Source organism: Bacillus sp. BC05(2025) (genome assembly GCF_056725905.1).
The window spans coordinates 563,887-588,074 of record NZ_JBWYRA010000002.1 but is presented as its reverse complement, the minus strand read 5'-3'; the positions used below and the strand labels follow the sequence as shown (position 1 = coordinate 588,074).

25 protein-coding genes and 1 pseudogene are annotated in these 24,188 nt (G+C 35.7%); 16 read left to right on the top strand and 10 right to left on the bottom strand.

The genetic code is table 11. The features are described from left to right. Positions 1–61: 61 nt before the first annotated feature. Together ACZ76X_RS08940 and ACZ76X_RS08935 are read left to right on the top strand one after the other, a co-directional pair. A complete protein-coding gene (locus ACZ76X_RS08940; RefSeq protein WP_098669793.1) occupies positions 62–634 on the top strand; it encodes a TetR/AcrR family transcriptional regulator in 573 nt (190 codons plus the stop codon). A 216-nt stretch (positions 635–850) separates the two neighbouring features. Next, a complete protein-coding gene (locus tag ACZ76X_RS08935) occupies positions 851–3,460 on the top strand; it encodes a YhgE/Pip family protein (protein WP_479850222.1) in 2,610 nt (869 codons plus the stop codon). Positions 3,461–3,499: 39 nt separating this feature from the next. Here the strand turns inward: ACZ76X_RS08935 and ACZ76X_RS08930 are convergent, their stop codons facing one another. Next, complete coding sequence (locus ACZ76X_RS08930; protein WP_479850221.1) at positions 3,500–4,258, bottom strand: hypothetical protein; 759 nt, start codon at positions 4,256–4,258, stop codon at positions 3,500–3,502. Between the two features lie 299 nt (positions 4,259–4,557). After that, complete coding sequence (locus ACZ76X_RS08925; RefSeq protein ID WP_479850220.1) at positions 4,558–5,004, bottom strand: PH domain-containing protein; 447 nt, start codon at positions 5,002–5,004, stop codon at positions 4,558–4,560. A gap of 52 nt (positions 5,005–5,056) precedes the next feature. Between ACZ76X_RS08925 and ACZ76X_RS08920 the strand changes: the two are divergent. Beyond that, a pseudogene (locus ACZ76X_RS08920) lies at positions 5,057–5,230 on the top strand (GNAT family N-acetyltransferase); the annotation flags it as partial. A gap of 113 nt (positions 5,231–5,343) precedes the next feature. Here the strand turns inward: ACZ76X_RS08920 and ACZ76X_RS08915 are convergent. Together ACZ76X_RS08915 and ACZ76X_RS08910 are read right to left on the bottom strand one after the other, a co-directional pair. After that, positions 5,344–5,844 (bottom strand): DinB family protein, encoded by a 501-nt coding sequence (locus tag ACZ76X_RS08915; protein ID WP_479850219.1) that lies wholly within the window; start codon positions 5,842–5,844, stop codon positions 5,344–5,346. A 92-nt stretch (positions 5,845–5,936) separates the two neighbouring features. Beyond that, positions 5,937–6,878, bottom strand: a complete 942-nt coding sequence (locus ACZ76X_RS08910; protein WP_001082272.1) for a helix-turn-helix transcriptional regulator — start codon at positions 6,876–6,878, stop codon at positions 5,937–5,939. A gap of 197 nt (positions 6,879–7,075) precedes the next feature. Here ACZ76X_RS08910 and ACZ76X_RS08905 point away from each other — a divergent pair, with 197 nt between their 5' ends. Beyond that, positions 7,076–8,089 (top strand): LacI family DNA-binding transcriptional regulator, encoded by a 1,014-nt coding sequence (locus ACZ76X_RS08905; RefSeq protein WP_000103730.1) that lies wholly within the window; start codon positions 7,076–7,078, stop codon positions 8,087–8,089. A gap of 38 nt (positions 8,090–8,127) precedes the next feature. Here the strand turns inward: ACZ76X_RS08905 and yhfH are convergent, their stop codons facing one another. Next, positions 8,128–8,256 carry a protein YhfH gene (gene yhfH / locus ACZ76X_RS08900; RefSeq protein WP_000567010.1) on the bottom strand — a complete coding sequence of 43 codons (129 nt, stop codon included), beginning with the start codon at positions 8,254–8,256 and terminating at the stop codon, positions 8,128–8,130. A 180-nt stretch (positions 8,257–8,436) separates the two neighbouring features. Here yhfH and ACZ76X_RS08895 point away from each other — a divergent pair, with 180 nt between their 5' ends. The 5 genes from ACZ76X_RS08895 to ACZ76X_RS08875 all read left to right on the top strand — a co-directional run bounded on the left by ACZ76X_RS08895 (position 8,437) and on the right by ACZ76X_RS08875 (position 12,826). Beyond that, entirely contained in the window at positions 8,437–9,171 is a 735-nt protein-coding gene (locus tag ACZ76X_RS08895; RefSeq protein WP_479850218.1) for an MBL fold metallo-hydrolase, read from the top strand. A gap of 9 nt (positions 9,172–9,180) precedes the next feature. Then, positions 9,181–10,170, top strand: coding sequence for a lipoate--protein ligase (lplA, locus tag ACZ76X_RS08890; RefSeq protein ID WP_479850217.1), 990 nt, complete (start codon positions 9,181–9,183; stop codon positions 10,168–10,170). A gap of 169 nt (positions 10,171–10,339) precedes the next feature. Continuing rightward, positions 10,340–10,768 (top strand): hypothetical protein, encoded by a 429-nt coding sequence (locus ACZ76X_RS08885; protein ID WP_479850216.1) that lies wholly within the window; start codon positions 10,340–10,342, stop codon positions 10,766–10,768. Between the two features lie 161 nt (positions 10,769–10,929). Beyond that, positions 10,930–12,462, top strand: coding sequence for a fatty acid--CoA ligase family protein (locus ACZ76X_RS08880; protein WP_479850215.1), 1,533 nt, complete (start codon positions 10,930–10,932; stop codon positions 12,460–12,462). 112 nt (positions 12,463–12,574) lie between these two features. Further along, complete coding sequence (locus tag ACZ76X_RS08875) at positions 12,575–12,826, top strand: hypothetical protein (RefSeq protein WP_000435468.1); 252 nt, start codon at positions 12,575–12,577, stop codon at positions 12,824–12,826. Positions 12,827–12,883: 57 nt separating this feature from the next. Here the strand turns inward: ACZ76X_RS08875 and cytK2 are convergent, their stop codons facing one another. Beyond that, positions 12,884–13,894 (bottom strand): beta-channel forming cytolysin CytK2, encoded by a 1,011-nt coding sequence (gene cytK2 / locus ACZ76X_RS08870; protein ID WP_479850214.1) that lies wholly within the window; start codon positions 13,892–13,894, stop codon positions 12,884–12,886. Between the two features lie 158 nt (positions 13,895–14,052). Continuing rightward, positions 14,053–14,598, bottom strand: a complete 546-nt coding sequence (locus ACZ76X_RS08865) for a TetR/AcrR family transcriptional regulator (protein ID WP_479850213.1) — start codon at positions 14,596–14,598, stop codon at positions 14,053–14,055. A 168-nt stretch (positions 14,599–14,766) separates the two neighbouring features. On the opposite strand from ACZ76X_RS08865, the gene ACZ76X_RS08860 reads away from it, so the two are divergent. Then, a complete protein-coding gene (locus ACZ76X_RS08860) occupies positions 14,767–15,684 on the top strand; it encodes an alpha/beta hydrolase (RefSeq protein WP_479850212.1) in 918 nt (305 codons plus the stop codon). A gap of 146 nt (positions 15,685–15,830) precedes the next feature. Beyond that, on the top strand, positions 15,831–16,937 hold the full coding sequence (locus ACZ76X_RS08855; RefSeq protein ID WP_479850211.1) for a metallophosphoesterase: 1,107 nt from the start codon (positions 15,831–15,833) through the stop codon (positions 16,935–16,937). Positions 16,938–16,978: 41 nt separating this feature from the next. Here the strand turns inward: ACZ76X_RS08855 and ACZ76X_RS08850 are convergent, their stop codons facing one another. Further along, positions 16,979–17,332, bottom strand: coding sequence for a DUF5412 domain-containing protein (locus ACZ76X_RS08850; protein ID WP_479850210.1), 354 nt, complete (start codon positions 17,330–17,332; stop codon positions 16,979–16,981). A 334-nt stretch (positions 17,333–17,666) separates the two neighbouring features. Between ACZ76X_RS08850 and ACZ76X_RS08845 the strand changes: the two genes are divergently transcribed. From ACZ76X_RS08845 to ACZ76X_RS08835, 3 genes are all read left to right on the top strand, one after another. Further along, positions 17,667–18,644, top strand: coding sequence for an HD domain-containing protein (locus ACZ76X_RS08845; RefSeq protein ID WP_479850209.1), 978 nt, complete (start codon positions 17,667–17,669; stop codon positions 18,642–18,644). A 139-nt stretch (positions 18,645–18,783) separates the two neighbouring features. Beyond that, on the top strand, positions 18,784–19,686 hold the full coding sequence (locus ACZ76X_RS08840; RefSeq protein ID WP_479850208.1) for an AraC family transcriptional regulator: 903 nt from the start codon (positions 18,784–18,786) through the stop codon (positions 19,684–19,686). 60 nt (positions 19,687–19,746) lie between these two features. Further along, positions 19,747–20,112: a VOC family protein gene (locus tag ACZ76X_RS08835; RefSeq protein ID WP_479850207.1), complete on the top strand. Its 366-nt coding sequence runs from the start codon at positions 19,747–19,749 to the stop codon at positions 20,110–20,112. A 190-nt stretch (positions 20,113–20,302) separates the two neighbouring features. Here the strand turns inward: ACZ76X_RS08835 and ACZ76X_RS08830 are convergent, their stop codons facing one another. Together ACZ76X_RS08830 and ACZ76X_RS08825 are read right to left on the bottom strand one after the other, a co-directional pair. Beyond that, positions 20,303–22,045: a sensor histidine kinase gene (locus ACZ76X_RS08830; RefSeq protein WP_479850206.1), complete on the bottom strand. Its 1,743-nt coding sequence runs from the start codon at positions 22,043–22,045 to the stop codon at positions 20,303–20,305. A 9-nt stretch (positions 22,046–22,054) separates the two neighbouring features. Then, positions 22,055–22,759, bottom strand: a complete 705-nt coding sequence (locus ACZ76X_RS08825) for a response regulator transcription factor (RefSeq protein ID WP_479850205.1) — start codon at positions 22,757–22,759, stop codon at positions 22,055–22,057. A 140-nt stretch (positions 22,760–22,899) separates the two neighbouring features. On the opposite strand from ACZ76X_RS08825, the gene ACZ76X_RS08820 reads away from it, so the two are divergent. Continuing rightward, positions 22,900–23,748, top strand: coding sequence for a CPBP family intramembrane glutamic endopeptidase (locus ACZ76X_RS08820; RefSeq protein WP_479850204.1), 849 nt, complete (start codon positions 22,900–22,902; stop codon positions 23,746–23,748). Between the two features lies 1 nt (position 23,749). Further along, complete coding sequence (locus ACZ76X_RS08815) at positions 23,750–24,142, top strand: hypothetical protein (protein ID WP_479850203.1); 393 nt, start codon at positions 23,750–23,752, stop codon at positions 24,140–24,142. Positions 24,143–24,188 lie beyond the last annotated feature (46 nt).

Genomic DNA, 24,188 nt, shown 5'->3' with positions numbered 1-24,188 from the left:
TAATATCAAAGATGTACTGATTGACTATATTATCCAATTGGTCATTTTTGGAGGTGACGATGTGGCGATAGATCGAAAACGTTCTATTATTGAAGCTGCAACAAAGTCTTTTTCAGCGTTCGGCTATAAAGCAACAACGATGGATCAAGTAGCGAAATTAGCGAATGTAGGAAAAGGAACGATTTATACTTTTTTCAAAAATAAAGAAGAGCTATTTGGTGAAATTATTTCTAATTTAATTACAGAAATGAAGCAAGTTGCAGAAAATGCAATTCGTTCAGATGTTTCATTTTTTGAAAATGTACATAGAGCATTATATAGCATATTAGAATTCAGAAAAGAACATCAGCTCATGATTAAGTTAATTCAAGAAGAGCGCGATATGGGAACGAAAGAAGTACAAGAAGTGATGCAACAAGTAGATGTGGAAATTGTTTCTTTCATTCAATCGTATTTAAAGATTGCGATTGATAAAGGTGAAATTAGCAAATGTGATCCAGAAATTACAGCATTTATTATGCTTCGCTTATACGTATCGCTTATTTTTGATTGGGAAAAAAATCATGAACCGCTAGAAAAAGAGAAAATCGCAGAATTATTTGAACTTTATTTATTAAGAGGATTGTCAAACTAAGATAATCCTTTTATTATTATAAAAAAGTGACCAATTGAACAAAACGGTCATACATTTAATTTAGGAGGGATAATACAAATATTCACTTCATAGTAAGGAACAGTTGCATAGTATAAATTCGGGGATAAGGCATATGTATGAATAAGTATAGCCTTTTTGTTTGGGTAAAAATGACTAAATGAACAATTTAGTCATTTTAAAAAAGGGGGAGAAATGATGAAAGGAAATCAGCTACTTCGTAAAGAGTTCACACAAATTATAAAAAGTAAAAAAATATTAATTCCAATTATCGCAGTTCTATTCGTACCGATTTTATATGCGGGTATGTTTTTATGGGCCTTTTGGGATCCGTATAAACAGTTAGATGATTTACCAGTTGCGGTAGTCAATTTAGATAAAGGTGCAGTATTTGATGGGAAACCAATTGAGGTCGGAAAAGGGCTTGTTGATAATTTAAAAGATAATACAAGTTTTAAATGGGAATTTGTAAGTGAAAAAGAAGCGAAAAAAGGAATGGAAGGCAGAAAGTATTACATGTTAGTACGCATTCCAGATGACTTCTCAAGTAACGCTACAACGTTATTAAAAGATGATCCAAAACCATTAAACTTAGAATATATTCCGAATGAAAGTTTAAACTTCTTATCTTCACAAATTGGCGGAACAGCCATTGAAAAAATTAAAAGTGAAGTATCAAGTACATTAACGAAAACATATGCAGAGAAAATGTTTGATTCCATTCAAGACGTCTCAAAGGGATTCGCAGATGGGGCGGAAGGAGCAAGTAAACTACATGACGGATCAAGTGAACTGCATGATGGTTCAAGTAAAGTGACGGATGGCCTTCATACACTTCAAGGGAAGTCTGGGGAGATGAAGGATGGGGTTCAGAAATTAGCAGATGGATCTAATAAGTTACAAGATGGCTCCGGAAAAGTGACAGCAGGTTTAAATACGTTAAATAGCAAAACGGGTATAGGGAAATTACAAGATGGATCTGGGAAAGTAACAGACGGTTTAAATATGTTAAATAGCAAAACCGGTGAAATGCAAAAAGGAATTAGTGAATTGCGTGATGGATCTGAGAAAGTAACGAACGGTCTGAGCATATTAGTAAGTAAAACAGGTGAATTACAAACAGGAACAACAGAACTATCAAATGGTATGGAAAAACTTGCGGGAGGGCAAAGTCAATTAGAGAAAGGTTCTCAAGAGATTCAAAAGGGTTTGCAAGAGTTAAATAATAAAGTACAAAACTCTGTTGCAGGATTAGGGGAAATGCAGTCGAAAGTTCCTTCTATATTAAATACAGTAACTGAGAAAATAGATGGAGCTGGAGAAAATGTAAATCAGCTAAATGAACTCACTCAATCAACAGCAAGGGATGCAAAAACAGCAGTGCAAGATGTAGCAAATTTACAAAAGCAAATTGAAAGTTTACCAAAAGAATATCAAGAGCAGTTACAGCCATTTATAACAAATGCGGTAAAAAGTACGGCGACAGTTCAACAGAAAGCTGCTGGAGTAGCAAGCGGAACAAATAAATTAAATGAAGAAGTAAAACAATTAAAAGGTGAAATCAGTGAAAAGACAAGTGGGATGCAAAGCAAAATGCCGAATCCAGAAGAGGTGGGAAATTTAACGAGTGGTATTAAGACATTAACGAATGCACAAAACGAATTTGTAAGTAAGTTTCATGGATTAGGTGAAGGATTAGGTAATGCTAAAGTAGGTGCAGATAAATTAAAAAACGGATCAGGGCAATTAATTGATGGGGTAAATCAATTGTTTGATGGATCTGGAAAGGTAACAGGCGGTTTAGGAACGTTATCTGTAGGAGCAAACCAAATGGCAGGTGGGATAAATCAATTAGCGGACGGTTCAAGTCAAGTAACAGGTGGTTTAGGCACATTATCTGTAGGAGTAACCAAATTAGCAGATGGCTCAAATCAAGTAACAACAGGTCTGGGCGATCTAAATGGTGGCCTAAACAAAATGTCAACAGGCTCAACCCAGCTAATCGACGGAGTAAATAAACTAGCAGACGGATCTGGAAAAGTAACGGATGGCCTCGTAAAAGTAAACGATGGTTCCGGTGAACTTGCTGAGAAACTTGGCGAAGGGGCAGAGAAAACTGGTGAAGTGAAAGGGACGGATAAAACGTATGATATGTTTGCAAGTCCTGTAAAAGTGAAGACGGAAAAAATGGCGGAAGTTCCAAACTACGGAACTGGATTTACACCGTATTTCTTATCACTCGGTTTATTTGTGGGGGCATTACTCTTATCAATCGTATATCCATTACGTGATACAGTCGGTGTTCCGAAATCAGGGTTTAGTTGGTTTATTAGTAAGTTCGGCGTATTACTATCAGTAGGTATTATTCAAGCGGTAGTAGCGGATGTTATATTACTATTCGGATTAGGTGTAGAAGTACAAAGTATTCCATATTTCATACTCTTTAGCATCGTTACAAGCTTAGCGTTTATCGCATTAATTCAATGTTTAGTAACAGCATTCGGCGATGCGGGGCGTTTCATCGCCATCATCACATTAATTATTCAGCTTACAACAAGTGCTGGAACATTCCCATTAGAATTGATTCCGAAGTTTCTACAGTCATTCAATGCTTGGTTGCCGATGACATACTCTGTATCAGGATTGAAAGCAGTCGTATCAAGTGGAGACTTTAACTTCATGTGGCAAAACATAGGAGTACTCATGATTTTCATCGTTGTATTATCACTTGGAACAATTGCCTCCTTAACTTGGATGCACAAACGACAATTTAGAAATATTGCGGAAAATCAATCGGTTGAAGCATAAATAAGGAACATAAAAAAGCACCGAAATGGTGCTTTTTTATTAGTTTTGTTTTATTGGTTGAGTAAGTTCATTTGTTTTTCTGTTTTTACGGAACAAGTATATAACAATACTTATAAGAATAATTGTAGCTACAATCCAAACAAATGGACCATATTTTTCAGCAAAAGTATACAGTTTCATATTACTAGCAATGTCCTCTTTTGTTTTTCCTACTAGAATTTCAGAACCACGATACCCTTCAATGGCATCCCCCTTTTTTATGCCAAAAATAAGAGTTTCTGATTTGTTTTCTATTCCCGTGTATCGGTATCCTTTACCTTTAATTGTTAATTGAGTATCATCCTTTTTTAGTGAGTAATCTTCGATGGAAATATCTTTTCCTGACAGTGTAATTGGTTCCATCGAAAAACGGATTTCTTTTAATGGAGGAAGAACCTCATTGTTTAGTAAGAGCTGCTTTGCAATATGTTGCTCTGTATCAATGTTTATCCAATTTGCTTTTCGGCGTTTATACGTATTAATTTCAAGGAGTGCAAATTCTTTCTTTTGAAGTTTTTCCTCTGTAATAGGTTGCGCAGTAGTTAATGTTCCTTTTAATAAAATCACACCGTCTTTTGCAGATTGAAATGAAGAGACTTCTTTCGTTTCTTTTAATGTATTGATAGCACTTCTATAATCTTCTTTTCCTAAAAGAACAGCTCCTGTATGTACGGTTAAAATAAGATATAGAATGCTTGCTACTATAATAGCTTTTTTCACTATGTACCCTCCAAAGTATGTATAAGTTAATTGTAACATAATTTACCATTTTTAATTTGTTAATTCGAATAATAGGTTGCAAATGTGAAAGTGGTAAGTCAGTTTAAAGAAAGTGTGGATGAGAGGAGTAAAAATGAAAAGGAAGTTTAGGTATAAGAAAGGTGTATAACTGCACTTAAAGTGGATAAAATATTTTCTTCATAACGTAATAATTATTTTATATTCTCTAATATCATCCTTTTTTATTTGTAATACATTCTATAAAGATATTATTATATCGAGAAAGACCATACACCAAATATGCAACATTACATATTTGGTGTATGGTCTTTTGAATGTTACTCTTCGTTGTTATTACTTCCAAAGGAGCATCTTTTCTTTAGTTCGCTTACAAATCTTTCGGGATCTTTCGGTGAGATTTTTACACTTCCCAAAGCCCCCGATGTGTAAAAAATCTCATAACAATCTTTCGAAGAGAGAATACGATATCCAACTAAAATGTTATCTGTTTTTGAGATTTTCGTTATATGACCGTACGGAATCTTACTTCGAAATGGACCACCTTTCACGAATAAGTAATCTTCATAGAATGTATATGTAATTGAAAAAGAGCACCATAATAGGAAGCCAGAAGATAGAAAGAAAATAGTTAGTAGAATGTATGCATCTGTTGTAGTAGCTTCATCATCAAATATGAGAGGAAGTATTGTTACAATGCCAGTGGTGAAAATAGCGAAACTGATGATAGATAAGAAGAAAGTATCCATTTTAGAGTGAAATGTCATTTGTATCCCTCCTTCTCCTTAATTTTACCATATTTCATGTGTAGGCTAAATAAAAGGACAGGAAGGTTTAGAGAAAATTTGCTTAGGCGTAGTTTCTATTAATGATAGGGCGATCAAGGTGTATAAACGTATGGGATTTGTAGAAGAAGGAAGACAAAGAAAGCAAATTAAATATGAAGATGGAGCTTATGGAGATGACGTATTAATGAGTTTTTATATTAAATAAAATAAAGGAATCTTCTATTTATAGAAAGTGAGACTTTATGAGTTATCATATAGACGGTGCATATTTTAGTGAAAAGCCTGCCGATATTGGCAGGCTCTTTTTAGTGGAGGTGCTTAGCAAACCTTAAGTTCCAATCGTTCTTTCTGACGAAGATGATGTGCAAAATGCATAGAAATAAGCTGGAACCATTCTGCTGCATGTAAGTAACCAAGCCCAGGGTGCTTTACTTTACAATCACTTGGAATAGAAGAAAGTGTTGGCTCAATGTCTTTAACAACTGTAATTAATTCTAGAATACGTTTTTGTATTTCTTCTTTATTAGAGGGGTTTTCAGGTGTATATCCAGGATGATTTGGTACTTTGATTTGTATATTTGGAAAAGCACCAAGTTCATATACTTTTTCACCCATATCCGTTTTCTTGTTTGTTGCTGATGGTGTTTCATTTTTACATTTCGCAATGGCATCTAACTGCATATATGTAGAGGCAATTAAATGATTATACATTTGACCAAGAGACCATTCTTCGCTAGACGGCTTCGTCCTAAATTGTTCTATAGAGTACTTTTCTAATTCCTCTATGTAGTACGTTGCTAACTCTTCAAATTTCTTCATATCACTAACTCCTTTTTATGAAAATGTATTTGTTACTACCTACTATAAAGAAGTAATGCTGACAACATTATGTCAGTAGTGAAATGCAAAAATTAAAGTTGTAACATTTTCTTTGCTTCATCACGGATTTTTTCAGATAGAACGTTTGGCTCAAGTACTTGCACTTGGCTTCCCCAGCTCAATACCCATTGAAACACTTCATCTATGTTTCTTGATTTCAAAAAGACGTGAAAACCATCATTTCTATGTTCGTATGAATCTATAAAGAAGTATCGTGATTCAATAATTTTATGTGCAATATGGGATGGGAATAATAAATGAATCATCACAGTACGGTTGCTTTCAGGCTGATATTCTTGCAAAGAAAAGTCTTCGGGTTTTATAAAGAATTCTTGTTCTTGTTGTAGTCCATCCATTCGATCTAAACGGAAATTACGTATTTGTTTTCGAAGTAAACAATGGGCAACGATGTACCAAATTCCTGAAATATTGACTAAGCCGTAAGGATGAACGGTCCGTTTTATTTTTGTAGTTTCTCTCGGTTTCAGATAAGAAAAAGAGATAGCCTGTTCTTTTTGAATAGCTTCTTGCAATAGGAGAATTTGATTTTCCAGCTTCTCTTGTTCAGATTGCTGATGTGAAAATATAGGAGAAAGGAAACGAAAAGTTCCTCGTAATTCCTGGGCTTTCTTTTGTTGATCAGCAGGGAGAACAATTTCAAGTTTCTCTTTTGCTGATCGTGCATGTACAGAAAAAGAAGAAGTGAAAGTTTTCTCGATATAATCACCGCCTAATAAAAGAGTAACAGCCTCTTCAGGCGTAAGTTGAATGGGTGGTAAGAAATAACCATCCATTAATGAGTAGCCGTGGCCGGGCATGGCGAAAAGTGGGACGCCAGATTCACTAAGTGCATCCATATCTCGATAAATCGTTCTTATACTTGTCTCAAATTTTTCCGCTAAGCTTTGTGCTGTAACAGTTTGTCTTCTTTGTAATTCAATTAATATAGCTAATAAACGATCCGTCCGATTCATGAAATATCTCCTTTTATCTTTAATAAATATGCGTCCTGTAAACTTCTAAAACTAATATAAATTTCCCTCCCATTAACATACTTTTCCCTATGTATAATATTAATATAGTAAAATCATAACAACCGATATTGCAGTTTCCAATAATATACTATATAATCAATTTAAGAAAACGTTTTCATGCAAAGGGGGAGAATTTCGTGTCGACTATAGAGGACGTGGCGAAATTAGCGGGGTTATCAAGGACAACGGTTTCTAGGGTGATTAATAATCATCCATATGTTTCAGATGAGAAGAAAAAAAGGGTTCAATTAGCAATGAAGCATTTAGGCTTCGTTCCTAATTCTGCGGCGAGAAGGCTTCGTAAACAAAAGACGGAAACAATTGCGGTGCTAGTTCCAAGGATTACAAATCCTTTCTTCAGTAGATTTATCGAAGCAATCGAGATTGCTGCTTCTGAACATAAATATAAACTGATTATTTGTCAAACAAGATATTTACCGGAAAAAGAGATGGAGTATTTACAATTATTATCTACGAAACAAGTAGATGGGATTATTCTATGTTCACTAGAAAATCAATGGGAAGATGTAGAGCCATACTTACAGCACGGTCCAATCGTGTTATGTAATGAATATATTGAGGAAGCAAATGTTCCAACAGTGAAGTTTGATCATGCACAAGGAGCATACATAGCTGCTAAGCATGTGTTAGAACAAGGATATCGTAATCTTATTTTTTGCCGTGGAAACGAAACCAAAGTGGTGAGTCAACAGCGAAAAATGGGCTTTTTACGTGCCATAACGGAGAAGAGCCGCCAAGTAGAAGCGATTGATTTTCTTGAAAACGCTTTCTCTTGGGAGGACGGAAAACGCATATTCCATGAAGTATTAAAGGACAAAAAAAATCCTACCGCGATTTTGGCAGGAGGCGATGAAGTAGCAGCTGGAATTATTTCAGAGGCGAAACGCCATGACTGGAGCATTCCAGATGATCTTGCTGTTATCGGTTTTGATAATCAAATTTTATCACAGATTACAGAGCCAGGTATTACGACAATTGAACAGCCAATCGATGAGATGGCCCGAAAAGTTGTCGACCTGATGATGGATAAAATCCATACGAAAAATTATCGAAAAAAAGAATTGTATGAGTTTGAACTGGAGCTCTTGGTGAAAGGTTCAACGATGAAGGATACGATGTTATTAGCCTAGTAGACTATGTCTGCTAGGTTTTTTCTGTTCACAAACTACTATTCTTCGTGAACGCAGTCATCACATTTGTTATGGTATGCTTCGTGCTGCTCATCAATTTCTTTCCCGCAGTGCGCACAAGTTTTCGTCGGTAAATTTCTGAAAAACTCCATTGGTTGATCAATCATGTCAATCCCTCCATTTCCATTTCTTACTATCATTGTATTAGTACAAAAATTAAAAGTCAACAACTGTTTTATAACAAAATTGAAAATTAATGAAAAAGTTTAGGAAATGGATTATAGTTAACAATGTAGAATGTAAGTGAAACATGCATTCCTACTCGGTTTTAGAAAGGATGGATACATATGAAAATGACTGTTGTCGGCTTTTGGGGCGGCTTTCCAGAAGCGGGAGAAGCAACGTCGGGGTATTTGTTTGAACACGATGGTTTTCGTTTACTTGTAGACTGTGGTAGTGGTGTACTAGCACAGCTTCAAAAATATATAACACCATCTGATATAGATGCAGTTGTACTTTCGCATTATCATCACGATCATGTTGCAGACATTGGGGTATTGCAATATGCGAGATTAATTACAAGTGCGACAAAAGGGCAACTACCGGAATTACCAATATACGGTCATACGTTTGACGAGAATGGATTCCGTTCTTTAACGCATGAACCGCATACGAAAGGAATCGCATACAACCCAGAAGAAACACTTCAAGTTGGACCGTTCTCGATTTCATTCTTAAAAACTGTTCATCCTGTTACATGCTTTGCAATGCGTATTACAGCTGGTAGTGAAGCTGTAGTATATAGCGCAGATTCCAGTTATATTCCTGAATTTATTCCATTCACAAAAGATGCTGATCTTTTCATTTGTGAGTGTAATATGTATGCACATCAGGAAGCGGCGAAAGCAGGGCATATGAATAGTACAGAAGTAGCAAGTATTGCAAAAGATGCGAATGTAAAAGAACTTTTATTAACGCATTTACCGCATACAGGCAATCCAGCTGATTTAATAACAGAAGCAAAACAAATTTTCAGTGGCCATATTACGCTAGCGCATAGTGGCTACGTATGGAACTCATGAGGTGATATGATGTTATTTATTGATAATAAAGGAATTACAGATCCTAGAATAAACTTAGCAATCGAAGAATATTGTGTGAAGAATTTAGATATTAACGAAACATATTTACTTTTCTACATTAATGAACCTTCGATTATCATTGGTAAAAACCAAAACACAGTAGAAGAAATTAATGCAGATTACGTAAAAGAAAAAGGTATTCATGTCGTTCGTCGTCTATCAGGCGGAGGCGCAGTATATCATGATTTAGGAAACTTAAACTTCAGCTTTATTACGAAAGATGATGGAGATAGTTTCAGCAACTTCAAAAAATTCACAGAGCCTGTAACGAAAGCGCTTGGTAAATTAGGCGTAAATGCAGAACTAAGTGGTCGTAACGACATTTTAGCTGAAGGCAGAAAAATTTCAGGTAACGCGCAGTTCTCAACGAAAGGTCGTATGTTCAGTCACGGTACGTTACTATTTGACTCTGAAATCGATCACGTCGTATCAGCGTTAAAAGTAAAAATGGATAAAATCCAATCAAAAGGTATTAAATCAATCCGTAGCCGCGTTGCGAACATTACAGAGTTCTTAAGCGAAAAAATGACGACTGAAGAGTTTAGACAACTTCTTCTAGAAACAATTTTTGAAGGGGAAGCAGAAATTCCAACGTATGAATTAACAGAAAATGATTGGAAAGAAATCCATAAACTTTCTGAAGAACGTTACCAAAATTGGGACTGGAACTACGGAAAATCTCCGAAGTTCAACTTACAACATTCACACCGCTTCCCAGTTGGACAAGTTGACGTTCGTCTTGAAGTGAAAAAAGGAACAGTAACAGAATGCAAAATTTACGGTGACTTCTTCGGTTCACTAGATGTGCATGATATTGAAGAGCGTCTAACAGGCGTACAATTTGATAAAGATGCATTCACTGCAGCTTTAGAAGACGTAGATATTAAACGCTACTTCGGTAATATTACAACAGAAGATTTCTTACATTTATTCTTCTAAAAATGAGAGAGGTTGTCATAAAAGGCAGCCTCTTTTTTTTTTTAATCGTCACGTTTGTCGGTAAGTCGATATATTTTAAAAATCATTGATATAATTTCATATACCATAAAATCACAGTACATTTGCCTCTTATAAAGGAATATATATATTCAAAAGGAGGCGGATCGAAATGAGAAGGGTAATGTACGTTGTATTATTGCTCAGCTTCGTCATCGGAATGACAGCTTGTAACGATGAAACGTCCTCAAGTCGCACACTTTTATCTATTGGAAAACCGGCGAAAGATAATGTTATATATTTTACGCATACAGATAACAGACGAAAGATAGATGATATACAAACTATGTTTCAAAATAAGAAATGGAAAAGAAATGAAATGTTTAGTACGGTGAATAAAACACCAGATCTTGTCTTATCGATAGATGAGGACAATAAAGGGTTACCGACATTGTATGTTACATTGTTTTTTCATGAAGATGGAGCGGACGTTCTTAACTTATACGGGGAGTATACGAGCTTAAATAAAGAAGAATTTGAAATGCTGAGAGAAAAGATGAGTGCATATTATCCTGAAATGATTTTAGCGCTCGTTTCATAAGGTGCTAACAAATGAAATTCCCTTATCCTTCCAAAGTAAACTAAGAGGAGGTGACCTGTGTATATGCAGTTAATGGAATAACACTTGCCACTTTAATTTTCTTTTAATATAATTAATTTAGAATTTTTAAATATTCTAAATTTTATAAAGGTGGGGTTTGTGTGAATCTCGTTCAATCTTTGGCTGAAACGGCGAAAAAGAAGGGGGATAAACCGGCTTATATATTTATGGATCAGTCGGTCTCGTATGACCAATTAAACAAAATGGTCACAAGGTTTTCTAGCAATTTAGCAGCAATGGGCATTGGAAAAGGGGACAATGTCGCATTAGTTGTTGGAAACTCACCACATTTTTTGGTCGGTTTATACGGAACAATGAAAACTGGAGCAACAGTTATTCCAGTTAATCCAATTTATACAGCAGACGAAATGCATTATATTTTACAAAATGGAGATGTAAAAACAATCATCGTACTCGACGTCCTTCTACCTGTTATACAATCTCTTACAACAAGACTTCCTTCACTTGAAAACATCATCATATGCGAAACCTCATCAGATTTTAACCAGACAGAAACCAAAAAAATGAAAACGTTTACGACAATGATAGGGGCTGGAGATTTAACTTATGAAGGCCCAAAGCTAGATGAAGAAGATGTAGCGGTTATTTTATACACTTCGGGCACAACTGGAAAACCGAAAGGCGCTATGTTAACACATAAAAATTTATATAGTAATGCGAACGATGTGGCGTCTTATTTACAATTTACTGCTGATGATCGCGTCGTTGCGGCCCTGCCAATGTTCCACGTGTTTTGCTTAACAGTGGCAGTCAATGCACCTATTGTGAACGGGGCGACTATTTTAATGTTACCGAAATTTAGCCCGAAAGAAGTATTCCGTATTTGTCGCACGTACGAACCGACGATTTTTGCCGGTGTACCGACAATGTACAATTATTTATATTTATTCGAAGAAGCGAGCGCGGAAGATGTGAAGACACTTCGCCTTTGTATTTCAGGTGGTGCGTCAATGCCTGTTGCTCTTCTGCAAAACTTTGAAAAACGCTTTGACGTTATCGTTTCAGAAGGATACGGTTTATCAGAAGCATCACCAGTTACTTGTTTTAATCCGCTAGATCGTCCGCGTAAACCAGGATCAATCGGCACAAATATTTGGCATGTAGAAAACAAAATTGTAAACGAACTTGGAGAAGAAGTACCTGTCGGTGCAGTCGGTGAATTAATTGTTCGCGGGCCTAACGTTATGAAAGGATATTATAACGCGCCGGAAGATACAGCAGCGACATTGAAAGACGGCTGGCTGTATACAGGAGACTTAGCGAAAATGGATGAAGAAGGTTACTTCTATATCGTTGATCGTAAAAAAGATATCGTCCTAGTTGGCGGTTATAACGTATACCCTCGTGAAGTAGAGGAAGTATTGTACACACACGAATCTGTAGCAGAAGTTGTCGTAATCGGCGTTCCTGATGAAAACTTAGGAGAAGCAGTGCGAGCTTACGTCGTTTTGAAACATGCTAACGTAACAGAAGAGGAACTTATGCATTACTGTGCGTTACATTTAGCAAAATATAAAGTACCAAAGAGTATTGAATTTTTAACAGAGTTACCAAAGAATACGACAGGTAAACTGTTAAGAAGAGCTTTGAGAGAAAAAGCGATGCAAGTATAAAAGTAGGGGCAACCATCTTTATGAAGATGGTTGCCTTTGTACTTTTTAGAATTGGTTAAGCTATAATCCCATATATTTAAACCGTAATATGACTAATAAGGAGGAGATATAAGTGGAGCAGAAGGAATTACGTTTGCGGCGAGTGCAATACCTTATTTGTGACATTATGGATGAAATGAACGCGGAAAGTGAGAAGAAAAACTTAGAAATACTGCAGCAAGTCATTGATCATCTTTCAGGTGCGATAGGTGATTTAGTTGATCCATCAAGCTCGTATTCTATCGATTATTTGGAAAGAAAAGTGCACACGGCTCATTATTTATTATTTAAAAATGAGCGGAAAGCGTATTTGTGTAGGAAATGAAAAGTTTGCTGTTCACATAAAAAACCGAACCACCATCTAAATAGCGGTTCGTTTTTTTTATTTTTTCTCTACTAACTTTTTATTCTTCCAATCTAGTGTGAACGATTTATTAAATGTTTTTTGATCAACATCTTTTACGTTGTTTCCAACCCAGTTTGCAGTTCCGAATGTGAAGCCTGGACGAAGTTGGTAGTCGTCGGCGTGTTTTGTATAAGCGACTTGTAAGTTAGATTGGTCTGTATTTTTTTCAGAGATGACAACAGCAATCATACCAGGAGAGAAACCACTATTTGTTAGTGCTGGAAGTTGATCCATCGGTATTAAATTACCTTTTGCATCAGATTCATATAGGTATGTGCGAGAGTACATGAATAGCTGGTTTCCATATAAAGAATGGTAGGAATCACGTGTGTAAATACCCCAGTTTTGGTTGTTATATCCGTTAAAGAACACGTTCCATTTTACGTTTTTATTTGTTTGGTCAATTAAGTTTGTTTTATAACTTGTTTGTTTATAACTTACAGAGTCAGACCAAGTGACTTGACCAGTTGCTCCAGTTTCAGCGCTAGGACCATTTGGCGTTGCAGAAGCTTTAACAGAACCGCCAAGTTGATATGATACACTAGATGTTACAGTTGTTTCTTCTACAGCGTTTGTAGGTGCTACGTTAAAGAAACGAGCGCTGTTATCTTGAAGGTTAAATGCAATATCATACTGTGAAGGATAGCGTAATGTTGCACTAGCGCCAGGGATTGGATAGTTATCAATAGGCGCACTACTTATAGTAGGGTTTGCTTTTAGAAAACTACCAGTTGTATTAATAACAGCAATCTGTTTATCAGCGCTTGGATCATCAATAAAAGTTACCTTTAAAGACATTGTCATATTATCAGTTTGATCATTATTAAATGTATTATAGCTTGTATGTGTTTTTGCATTTTGCCCGATATCTGTTACAACTTGTGCCGTCGTTTGAGCGTAAGCAGCCGGTGTTGAAAGGGTTAAAGCGCTACTAGCAAAAACAGCGGATAATGCTAAGTATTTTAAATATGTTTTAGAACGTTTCATGTAATCACTTCCTTTTATTTTTTGTCGATATATGTCGTATTTCGTTTATATCGTAACATGAAAATAAAACGGAAGGGATGCATATGCAGAATTGCATAGTTGAGTTTTGGATTATAAAATTTTATGAATCCTTATCAAGGGAATCGCCGCTGTATTGTTTATATATTCCTCCTCATTAACTCCCCCACCTGCGTCGCAACGTACTCAACATCATTATCAATCTCATCCAATACGTAAGATTCCAAAATGCCCATGACAGCTGTTCCTAAAAACTTTAAAATGATGTGTTTATCGATGTTTTTATTTATTGATGTGTTTGTGTTTAACTTTTTCTCTATTTCGCCCATGATGAAAGTTAATAATTTTTTTTGAAATGATAATGTGCTGTTACTTTTAAATAACGCCGTGAAAAATGGTTTGTGTTCTTTGAAGTATTCAAACCATATGATCGTTCCTTCTATAAACTCTTTGTTTTGTTTCTTGTAGCATATTTCTTTTAATTGGTCTAAATGATCGTCCACAATTTTATCTAATAAATTGTACTTATCTAGATAGTGTAAGTAAAAAGTTTTTCTTCCGATGTTTGCTTTTTCTGTAATGTTTTTTACTGTAATTTCGTCAAAGCCATCTTCAATTAGCATTTCGATAAATGCGGATTGAATGGCGTTTTGTGATTTTATAATTCTTCGATCGATTTTCTCCATATGGTGTTCCTCCGTTATTGATACACATATTTCGTTATGTGTGTATTATCACCCAAATGCGTAAATGTGGTCATTGAAACAAGTGGTTGCTCGCTTTATTATAAATATACACGTGAGTATTAACTCTCACAAGTGTAAATGAAAAATAAAGTAAGGGTGGTTTTATATATGGCAGTTACGAAGAGAAATGTTCATTTTTATGCAAGAGGATTACGAGTTGCAGGTATTTTAAATATTCCTGTAGGTGCTGAGGAAAAGAAACAAAATGCAGCGATTGTTTGTGTGCATCCAGGTAGTAGCTGTAAAGATCAAACAGCAGGATTATATGCAGAGAAATTAGCAGAACAAGGTTATGTAACGCTTGCGTTTGATGCGTCGTATCAAGGGGAAAGTGAAGGTGCACCGAGATATATGGAAGAACCAGCTGCGCGCGTTGAAGATATTCGCTCAGCGGTAGATTATGTAACTACTCTTCCTTATGTAAATGAAGAACGTATCGGTGTGTTAGGTGTTTGTGCAGGAGGAGGTTATGCGGTAAATGCTGCGATGACGGAGCGCCGTATTAAAGCAGTTGGCACAGTTGTCGGTGCAAATATTGGCCGATTAAACCGTGAAGCGGATCCGATTGGGGTGTTAGAGGCGATTGGTAAACAACGTACTGCTGAAGCGCGCGGAGCAGAGGCAATGATTACAAACTGGATTCCTAAAAATCAGGAGGAATTAAAGGCAGCAGGTATGACGGATATAGATATTGTAGAAGCAGTTGAGTATTATACAACACCGCGTGGGCAAAGTGCTAATTCCCCAAATAAGTTAAACTTTACGAGCATGGGATCGGTAATTGGTTTTGATGCGTTCCATTTAGCAGATACATTATTAACACAGCCGTTACAAATTATTGTCGGTAGTAAGCAAGGTGCATTCGGTTCTTATAAAGATGGTCATGAGCTGTATGAGAAAGCAGCTTCAGAGAAAAAAGATTTACTTGTTGTGGAAGGTGCGAGTCATTATGATTTATACGACCAACCAGAACCAGTAAAAATTGCAGTTGAAAAATTAACAAGTTTCTATAACGAAAATCTGTAAAAGTAATTTTGTTTTGAATGGCGCCTCTAATTGTTAGGTTTGCATCTAGCAGTTAGAGGTTTTTATTGTGAAGATGGCGGTGCTTAATATTTACGTTAAACGTGCATAACAAGATATAATAGAAGAAATCAAGAAGGAGGCTGACTGTGAAAAATATTCGTTATTTCAATATATTTACTATGTTAATTGTATACACACTACTCATGTTTTACATCGGCTGGAACGGTTGGGTTTGGCTTCATGCGGTGTTTGGCTGGGAATCTTGGGGATATTACGCTTTCGTAGTCGGATTTATTTCATATGCGTACATTCTCGTGCAAGTGTTTAAGTTCTTGCCATTTCTACGAACGATAGGTTCAATTTGGTTTGCGGTCATACAATATGCGCTTATGTTATTGCCGTTAGCAAATATTACGGTCTTTCTTTTACAGTTTTCAGTGGAGAAAGATGCGGCAATTATTTGGACAGGAACGGCCGTGTTATTTGCGTTTATCTTTATTTTTGCATATGGGGTATTCAACGCATATAGCCCAGTAGTTAGAAAGTACGAGGTGCACATACCGAAAAAAGTAGAGGGACGTAAAAGCTTACGCATTGCGATGGCTTCTGATATGCATTTCGGTAAATTATCTGGCGTTTCGCATTTAAAAAGACTTGTCCGTCATGTAAATGAGATGGAGCCTGATATTATTTTACTGCCAGGTGATATTATCGATGATCATCCAGGTGTGTTCATTCAAAAAAATATGGGACCAATTATGAAACAAATGAAAGCTCCATTAGGCGTATATGGTGTGTTAGGAAACCACGAATATTATGGACGAGCAGTTCCTGAATTTTTACAAGAGATGGATAAGATTGATATTCGTATTCTGTTAGATGAAGTGATTACAATTGAAGATCAATTTTACCTCGTCGGAAGAAGAGATAAAACAGAGCGAGATCGTCAAAGCTTTGAAAATTTAATGAGTACGGTAGATAAATCTATGCCAGTTATCGCAATGGATCATCAACCATTCGAGTTGAAACAAGCAGCGGAGGCGGGTGTTGATTTACTATTATCAGGTCACACGCACCGCGGACAAATGGCGCCGAATCATATTGTAACGAGAAGAATGTACGAATTAGACTGGGGATACGCACAAAAAGGTGCATTCCACGCGATTGTTTCTTCTGGTTTCGGATTCTGGGGACCGCCGCTTAGACTTGGAAGTCGATCTGAGATTGTACAGGTGGAGGTTACTTTTGAATAGCAGGATAAAGGGCCAACTAATAAAAGTTGGTCCTTTCCTCTTTAGTTTTTTCTAAAATCATACGTGTCCGTCTCTACATGTAATTTATGATTATTAATCATTACTGTATGATCGTCTAACCATTGTACAGTTGCATCTTCTTCACGATAATTCCAGTATATATTTTTCGTGTTCATAAATTTTTTATTATTTGTTACAAGCTCTCCTCTTATAGCAAAGCTAGTCGTTGCACCGCCATTATGTCTGTATATATGTAAAGTATACGTATTATCTGGCGAGTGTATGGATTGAATCTTTTCACCGCCTGAAACCCCAGATAAAGTGAAGAATTTCCAATATCCTAAACTAATGAATACAATAATGATGAATAGAATGGTGAAGAAAATCTTTTTCATGTTTCCCCTCTTTCCCTTAACGGCCATAACTGTATTAAATCAAAAAAGAATTAAACTGTAAATATTATCCTTTTTATTGCCGGAATGTGTACGTTTCTATTTCTAGCGTCCTGTTCACGGTTTGGGATGAAAGTCCCCATATTTCTCAATAAAAAAAGGTTCCACATAAGGAGCACCCAATAAAAATAAATGAATGAAAAGAAATAACAGACATGTATAACATATAATAATAAATGCAATATATAAATATATTTAGATTTATAATTTGTATTGATATCAATTTTATAAAAAAGGTACGATTAGAAGACGCTGCTGAAATGAAGGGGGATTATAAGTGGGTATATCAGATGTACTATACGGTGAGTTTGAAGTGGATCAAGTGTTAGAAGAATTAATTGTCAGTAAGTCTATGCAAAGACTAAAAGGTATTCATCAAAATGGCGCAAGCTACTTAATAAATGAGAAATGGAATGTAACGCGCTTTGATCATTCAGTTGGCGTTATGTTGTTGGTAAAAAAACTCGGTGGTTCAGTTGAAGAACAAATTGCAGGTTTACTGCATGACGTATCACATACTGCTTTTTCCCACGTGATTGATTACGTTTTTCATAATGAGGGTGAAAGCTATCATGAAGAGATATTTAGTTCTGTCGTGAAAAACTCAGAAATTCCAGCGATCCTTTCAAAGTATGGTTATAACTATGAAGATATTTTGTTAGATGATTCGAGATGGACGTTACTTGAAAGGTCAGCACCAGAATTATGCGCAGACAGAGTGGATTATACGTTACGAGATATGTATACATATGGGTATATTTCTTTAGAAGAAGTTCACAGTTTTTTAGAGGATGTCATTGCTGTAGATGGGAAAATGGTTGTTCAAAGTGTCGAAATGGCAGAATGGTTTACAGAAACGTATTACAAAGAAGTAATTGATTTCTTTATGAAACCAATCAATATTTACGGAAACGACATGTTAGCGAAAACGTTAAAGTTAGCTCTTCATAAAAAGGTTATTCATGCAGATGACTTTCTTCTTGAAGATGATGAGCTTATTTCTAAATTGCAGCAATGTAATGATCCAGAAGTACATGCTTTATTAAGAAAGGTTCATCCGAATGTAAAAGCAAAAGAAGATAGAATAGATTATGATTTGTATCAGAAAAATAAAGTCCGTCTCATTGATCCTCCATTACTTTGTGAAGATGAAGTTGTTCCATCGTCTGTTATGTCGGAAAAAATAAGACAGATGAGGGAGATCGCTTATGAAAAAGCGGTGAGAGGGATGTATGTGAAAGTGATTTCGGATTAAAGGAGGAGAGCATTCCTTCATACATAACAACGAAATACATATAAAAAAGTTACAATTTTTTATGGAATTATAGTAAAAAACGTCAAGAATTGGATAGGATTCTCTTTTATCATAATACATATAAGGTGGGTGAACAGAGATGGAAAGCTATGAAACACAAATTCAAAGGTCAATTGATTATATTGAGGAAGATGTCATGGAAAAACAGACGCTGTGTAATTTAGCACGTATTGCAGGTTTTTCTGAGTCACATTTTCATCGTGTATTTCAGGCGTTAGTAGGTGATACAGTAATGGAGTATGTTCGAAAGAGGAGGTTAGCCCGGGCAGCTTATCAACTTTCTCATACGGATGAAAAAGTTATTGATATCGCATTTGAGCATGGCTTTCAATCTCACGAAACGTTCACGAGAGCCTTTAAAAAATTATTTCAAATGACACCGAGTGAATATCGAAAACAAGAAATTGAAACGCCGATGTATTACAGCGTGAATGTAAAACAAAGAAAATTAAATCCGTATTTAGGAGGCATACAAATGGAATATCGTATTGTAAATAAACCAGAATTTTTAATGGCGGGTTATGAACTGAAGACGACAAGTAAAGAAGGGAAAAACCATCAAGACATCCCAGCGTTTTGGCAAGAATATTTACAAAAAGATCTTGGAACAAAGATTCCGAATCGTAAAGATACTAGCCAATGGGTAGAGCTTGGATTATGTACTGATTTTAATTTAGAAACGGGCGACTTCACTTATATTATCGGAATGGAAGTTACAGGCTTTGAAAATGTACCAAATGAAGTTGCGAAGCGTACTTTCCCAGCAGCGACATATGCGGTATTTACAACGCCGAAAGTTCCTCATGAAGAAATGGTATCGTCTATTCACCAAACGTGGAATGCTGTATTCTCAGAGTGGTTCCCGCATTCAGGATATGAACATTGCGGCGTTACAGAGTTTGAATTATACGATGAGCGTTGCCACGAAGATAAGAGTGAGTTCGCTCAAGTGGAACTTTGGATACCGGTGAAGAAAAAATAATAGATTGAAAGCGAGTCATTGAGAAATGGTTCGCTTTTTTATAAAGGAGGAAATGGGAAGATGTTCAAAAAACTAGAATGTGTATCTATACATACGAAGGATATAGAAAGATCAGTTTCTTTCTATAAAGAAATGGGAATGAAGCAAAACTGGGTTATAGAAAGAGAATTAGAAGAAGGGGTTATTTGGACGTTAATAGGATTGAAGTTTCCAGATGAGAAAAGTTCGGAGTTAGTAATAAGCAATCATCCAGATATTAACTTTATGGAAGTCGAAGTATTAGTAGAAGATGTGCAACAAACGTATGATAGTTTAAAAGATAATAAAGATGTGAAATGGATTCGCGAACCATTTCCAACAGAATCAGGGCATGTTGCAGTAATGGAAGCACCTGATGAGAATGTGTTTGTGTTAGTAGGGAAATAGTTTGAATATGGAGTAACCTTTCATAGTGAGTTATGGAAGGTTATTTTTAATTTGTATAGCAGGGGAAGTAGGTTAGTATTGTCGATTTTTGTTGGCAAGTCGATATATCTTGAAAATAGCTGATATAATTTCATTTATCGCTGAACTCTCCCAGAAAAGAAAAAAGAAAAGACGCCACATAGCGCCTTTTCTACGAATGAAACGGAAACACAAGTATAATCGTCGTTCCTTTTCCTAGTTCGCTATCAATAGAAATCGTTCCGTTATGAGCATGAACGAGCTGTTTCGTAATAGCGAGACCAAGTCCCGTTCCGATGTTGCTTTCTTCTGTATTTGTTCCTCTATAATATCGCTCAAAAAGAAGTTCTTTCGTTTTATCATCCATTCCTTTTCCGTTATCTGAAATAGAGAGTGTAAATGAATTTTCATTTTGCGAAAGTTTTACGATGACGTTTGTCGTTTCATTATTATGTTTTACAGCGTTTACGAGTAAGTTTTCGATAATACGCTGGAACCATTTTTCTTCAATGAAATATTGAATTTTGTTTGAGCTTGGTACGAATTCAATATTTTGATTTTGAAGTGTCGGATTATTAATGAATTGTAATAATACTTTTTGAACGAATTGATTCATTTCAATGTTTACGTGCTGCGCAGGAAGACTGTTATTTTTTAATTGATACGTTAAGCTTAAGTCATCAATTAATGTCGTCATATATTGCGATTTCTCTTTCATAACGCTGCCGAATTGTTGAATGTCACGATCAGTCCAGTTGTACTGCTTTGATTCTAGTAACAATGCGTAGCCATATATAGAGCTAAGTGGCGTTTTTAAGTCATGCGTGAGACCGGTAATCCATTCTTCACGAGTTTGCTGCAGTACTTGCCTCATTGCATCATTTTTTTTGAGTGTAATAGAAAGGTGCTCTAGTGAACTTGTTACGTCTCGAAACAAGCGGAATGACCATTTTTCTTTACCGGATCGCCGGAACCTAACAGGTTTCCCTTTTTTATTAACGGGCTCTTCGTACTTTCCGCCAGCGATGTTTTTAAGCCAGCGCATCGCATGTAATAACGGTTTTCCGAATTTATTACCGTACCAAATAGAAAGAATGACTAAATAAACAAATACGATAAGAAGGATTAATCCGCATCCGATTAGAAACTTTTTAGCAAATACATCGTCTATTTCATCATCTGGGTAGTAGTGCTCATTTTTTGCAGTTATAACGAGAAGATGATTGCTATTTGTATCGTAAAAACTAGACGTGTTTTCTTTATGATTCCACGGTTCTTTTGCGTTAAGAGCAGCCTGTATGCCAGAAAACGTTTTTTTCTTTTCATTCGGATAGGAGAATACTTCTTCGCCGCCACTATTAAAGATTTGAAGAGTAGCCTTTTCTTTAGAAAGTAACTGTTTTTCTTCTTCTGTTAATGTGAACGTATCCGTAGATACAGAAGGGTGCTCTTTCTGGATTGATTTCAGTAACACATTGCTTTTTACCGTACCGCCGTAAATAACAAATACGTTCTTTTCTTCTAATTCAATTTCCCAATATGTAAACGTATAAGGGCTTTCTATGTGATTCTGTATATAAGAGAATAATGATGTTTCCGTGTAAGATGTTGGCACGTCACTAGGCGTATTAAAGCGATAGAGAACTTTTCCGTTTTCCTCTACAACTTGAATCCAATCATTTTTTTCTTTAATTAAGTCTTTTACTTCAGCCTTTAACGAAATTTCGCCATCTTCTGAAGAGATATATCTGGAAATCGTAAAACTATCAGAATCTGGAATGTTCGGTTCGTATGAAGTACTCGTAACAAGAAAAAATAAATAAGTGAAAGCCGCTACTACAGCAATCAGTAATGTAACTAAAACAAATACGTGTTGCATGATAAACTGGATAATAAGTCGTTTATTAAAGTTCATATCGTCACCCTACTTTGTAATGAACTTATAGCCAAGCCCGCGAACGGTTTTTATATATTCTGGTTTACTTGGGTCTTGTTCAATTTTTTCACGTAGTTTTCGAATGTGGACCATAACGGTATTATCATCGCCATTATAGGCAGGTGCTCCCCAAACTTTCTCGTATATTTCTTCTTTCGAAAATACATAGTTCGGATTCTCGCAAAAGAAGAGTAATAGCTGAAATAGCTGGGCGGAACATTCGACAACATGTCCATTTACTGTAAGCTCTGCGGAATATCGATCAATTTCAAATCTGCCAAATGAACTGGATTGTGCTTTTTCTTCGTGTGGTACTGCTTGTTTCATATGTCTGCGGAGTTGTGCTTTCATACGAGCTACTACTTCAAGTGGATTAAATGGCTTCGTAATATAATCATCTGCACCGTGTGAAAATCCAGATATTTTATCTAAATCAGATGTTTTAGCTGTGAGGAAGAAAATAGGACAATCTGTTTTCTGGCGAATGATGGGACAAATATCAAAACCGGATTGTCCAGGAAGCATGACATCTAAAATAATTAAATCGTAATCGTTTTGCTCGGTGAGAGATAAAGCTATTTCAGCGGATGTTGCAGTTGTAATATGAGAAAAACCTTCTTTTTCAAGAATGGTAGTTAGTAATTGTAGAATTGCTGTTTCATCATCAACGAGCAAAATATTTGCTTCATACATAAAAATCCCTCCTAATTTCCTCGAATATCATATCATCTTTCGGTAACTTATGGAATTTTTAAGGAAATTTTAAGGTTTTCTTTCTCAAAAAATTAAGAATCAAATGATATGATAAAAGTAACATAGGGGAGGAGATGAGTGTGAATCCGTTTCAAACGATGCGAGTTAGGTATTTTTTAATTGTATTTGCACTATTAACTTTAGTTGCAAGGGTCAGTAATGAATTGATAGAAAATACATTTCATATGCAAAATTCTACTTTTATAAATATTCTTATATTCTATATCCTTCCGATTACATGGATTTTTTTTGCGTATAGAAAACATCGTGTTTCATTTTCATTATTTATTAATAAAAATGAAACATTTAACCTGGTGCAAGTTTTATACATTGCATTTATGTTAGCTGTGTTTAGTTATGGATATCTTATTTTGTACATGTATAGTTTTGCATGGATTACACCGGAATTTATTATGAATGCATTACGTGAACCGGTTATTGATAGCACAGGGGGATATGTATATCAAATTATTATGGTCGTGTTCATCGCACCAATTATTGGTGAATTTGTTTTTCGGGGATTTTTACTGCAACGCTTTGCAGCAAAATGGGGAACGAGTATAGCGATCATTGTAGTAGCGATGTTGTTTGCGTTGTTACATGTTGATTTCCTAGGCGCAGTTGTATTTAGCGTTGTACTATCAATCGTATATATTCGTACAAATAGTTTACTCATGCCAATTGCTATTCACATGCTAAACAATGCATTTGTAATCGGTGCTTCTTTTTTAATAAATAAAGAAGAGATAATGAGTTTTGCAGATTTCTCAAATTATACGACGTTCTTTCCAGGACTTCTTATTTTTATAATAGGATTAAATTTAGTACTCATCTTTTTATTTGTTAACCGCAAGTATTGGAGTAAAGAAATGCCAGCTATATATGTAGAGCAAGAAAAGAGCTTTTCAGATGTAGTGGGGAGTAAATGAGATGAAGAAGACGATTGAAAAAATATTGAAAGACATTATAGATGCTACGTCTATTACAGATATGTGTGATAAAAGCGTTTGTCATTGGCTTCAACCTGTAGTAGATACGATTGTGTTTCCAGAGTATTATTTGTTCTCTAGTAATCATTTAAAAGAAAATATTATTTCTCTTCTTATTGTGCTAGGGGTTTTACTACTATTTGGTCTAATAGTAGAAGAAATGATGAAGCGCATCTTCAGAAAGAATGAAGAGAAGTATATGTGGGTTCATAACGTATTCGAGAGAGTAATAGTGGCTTTCCTTTTGTTTTATCCCACTTTAATGGGCAGTAAGACCCCCACCTCAAAATTCAGCGAAAGCAAAGAATTTAGGTGGGGGATCAACTGCCCCTAAAAGTCCGATTGGTTCAACTAATAATCAGTGGGGGATGAAGAAAACC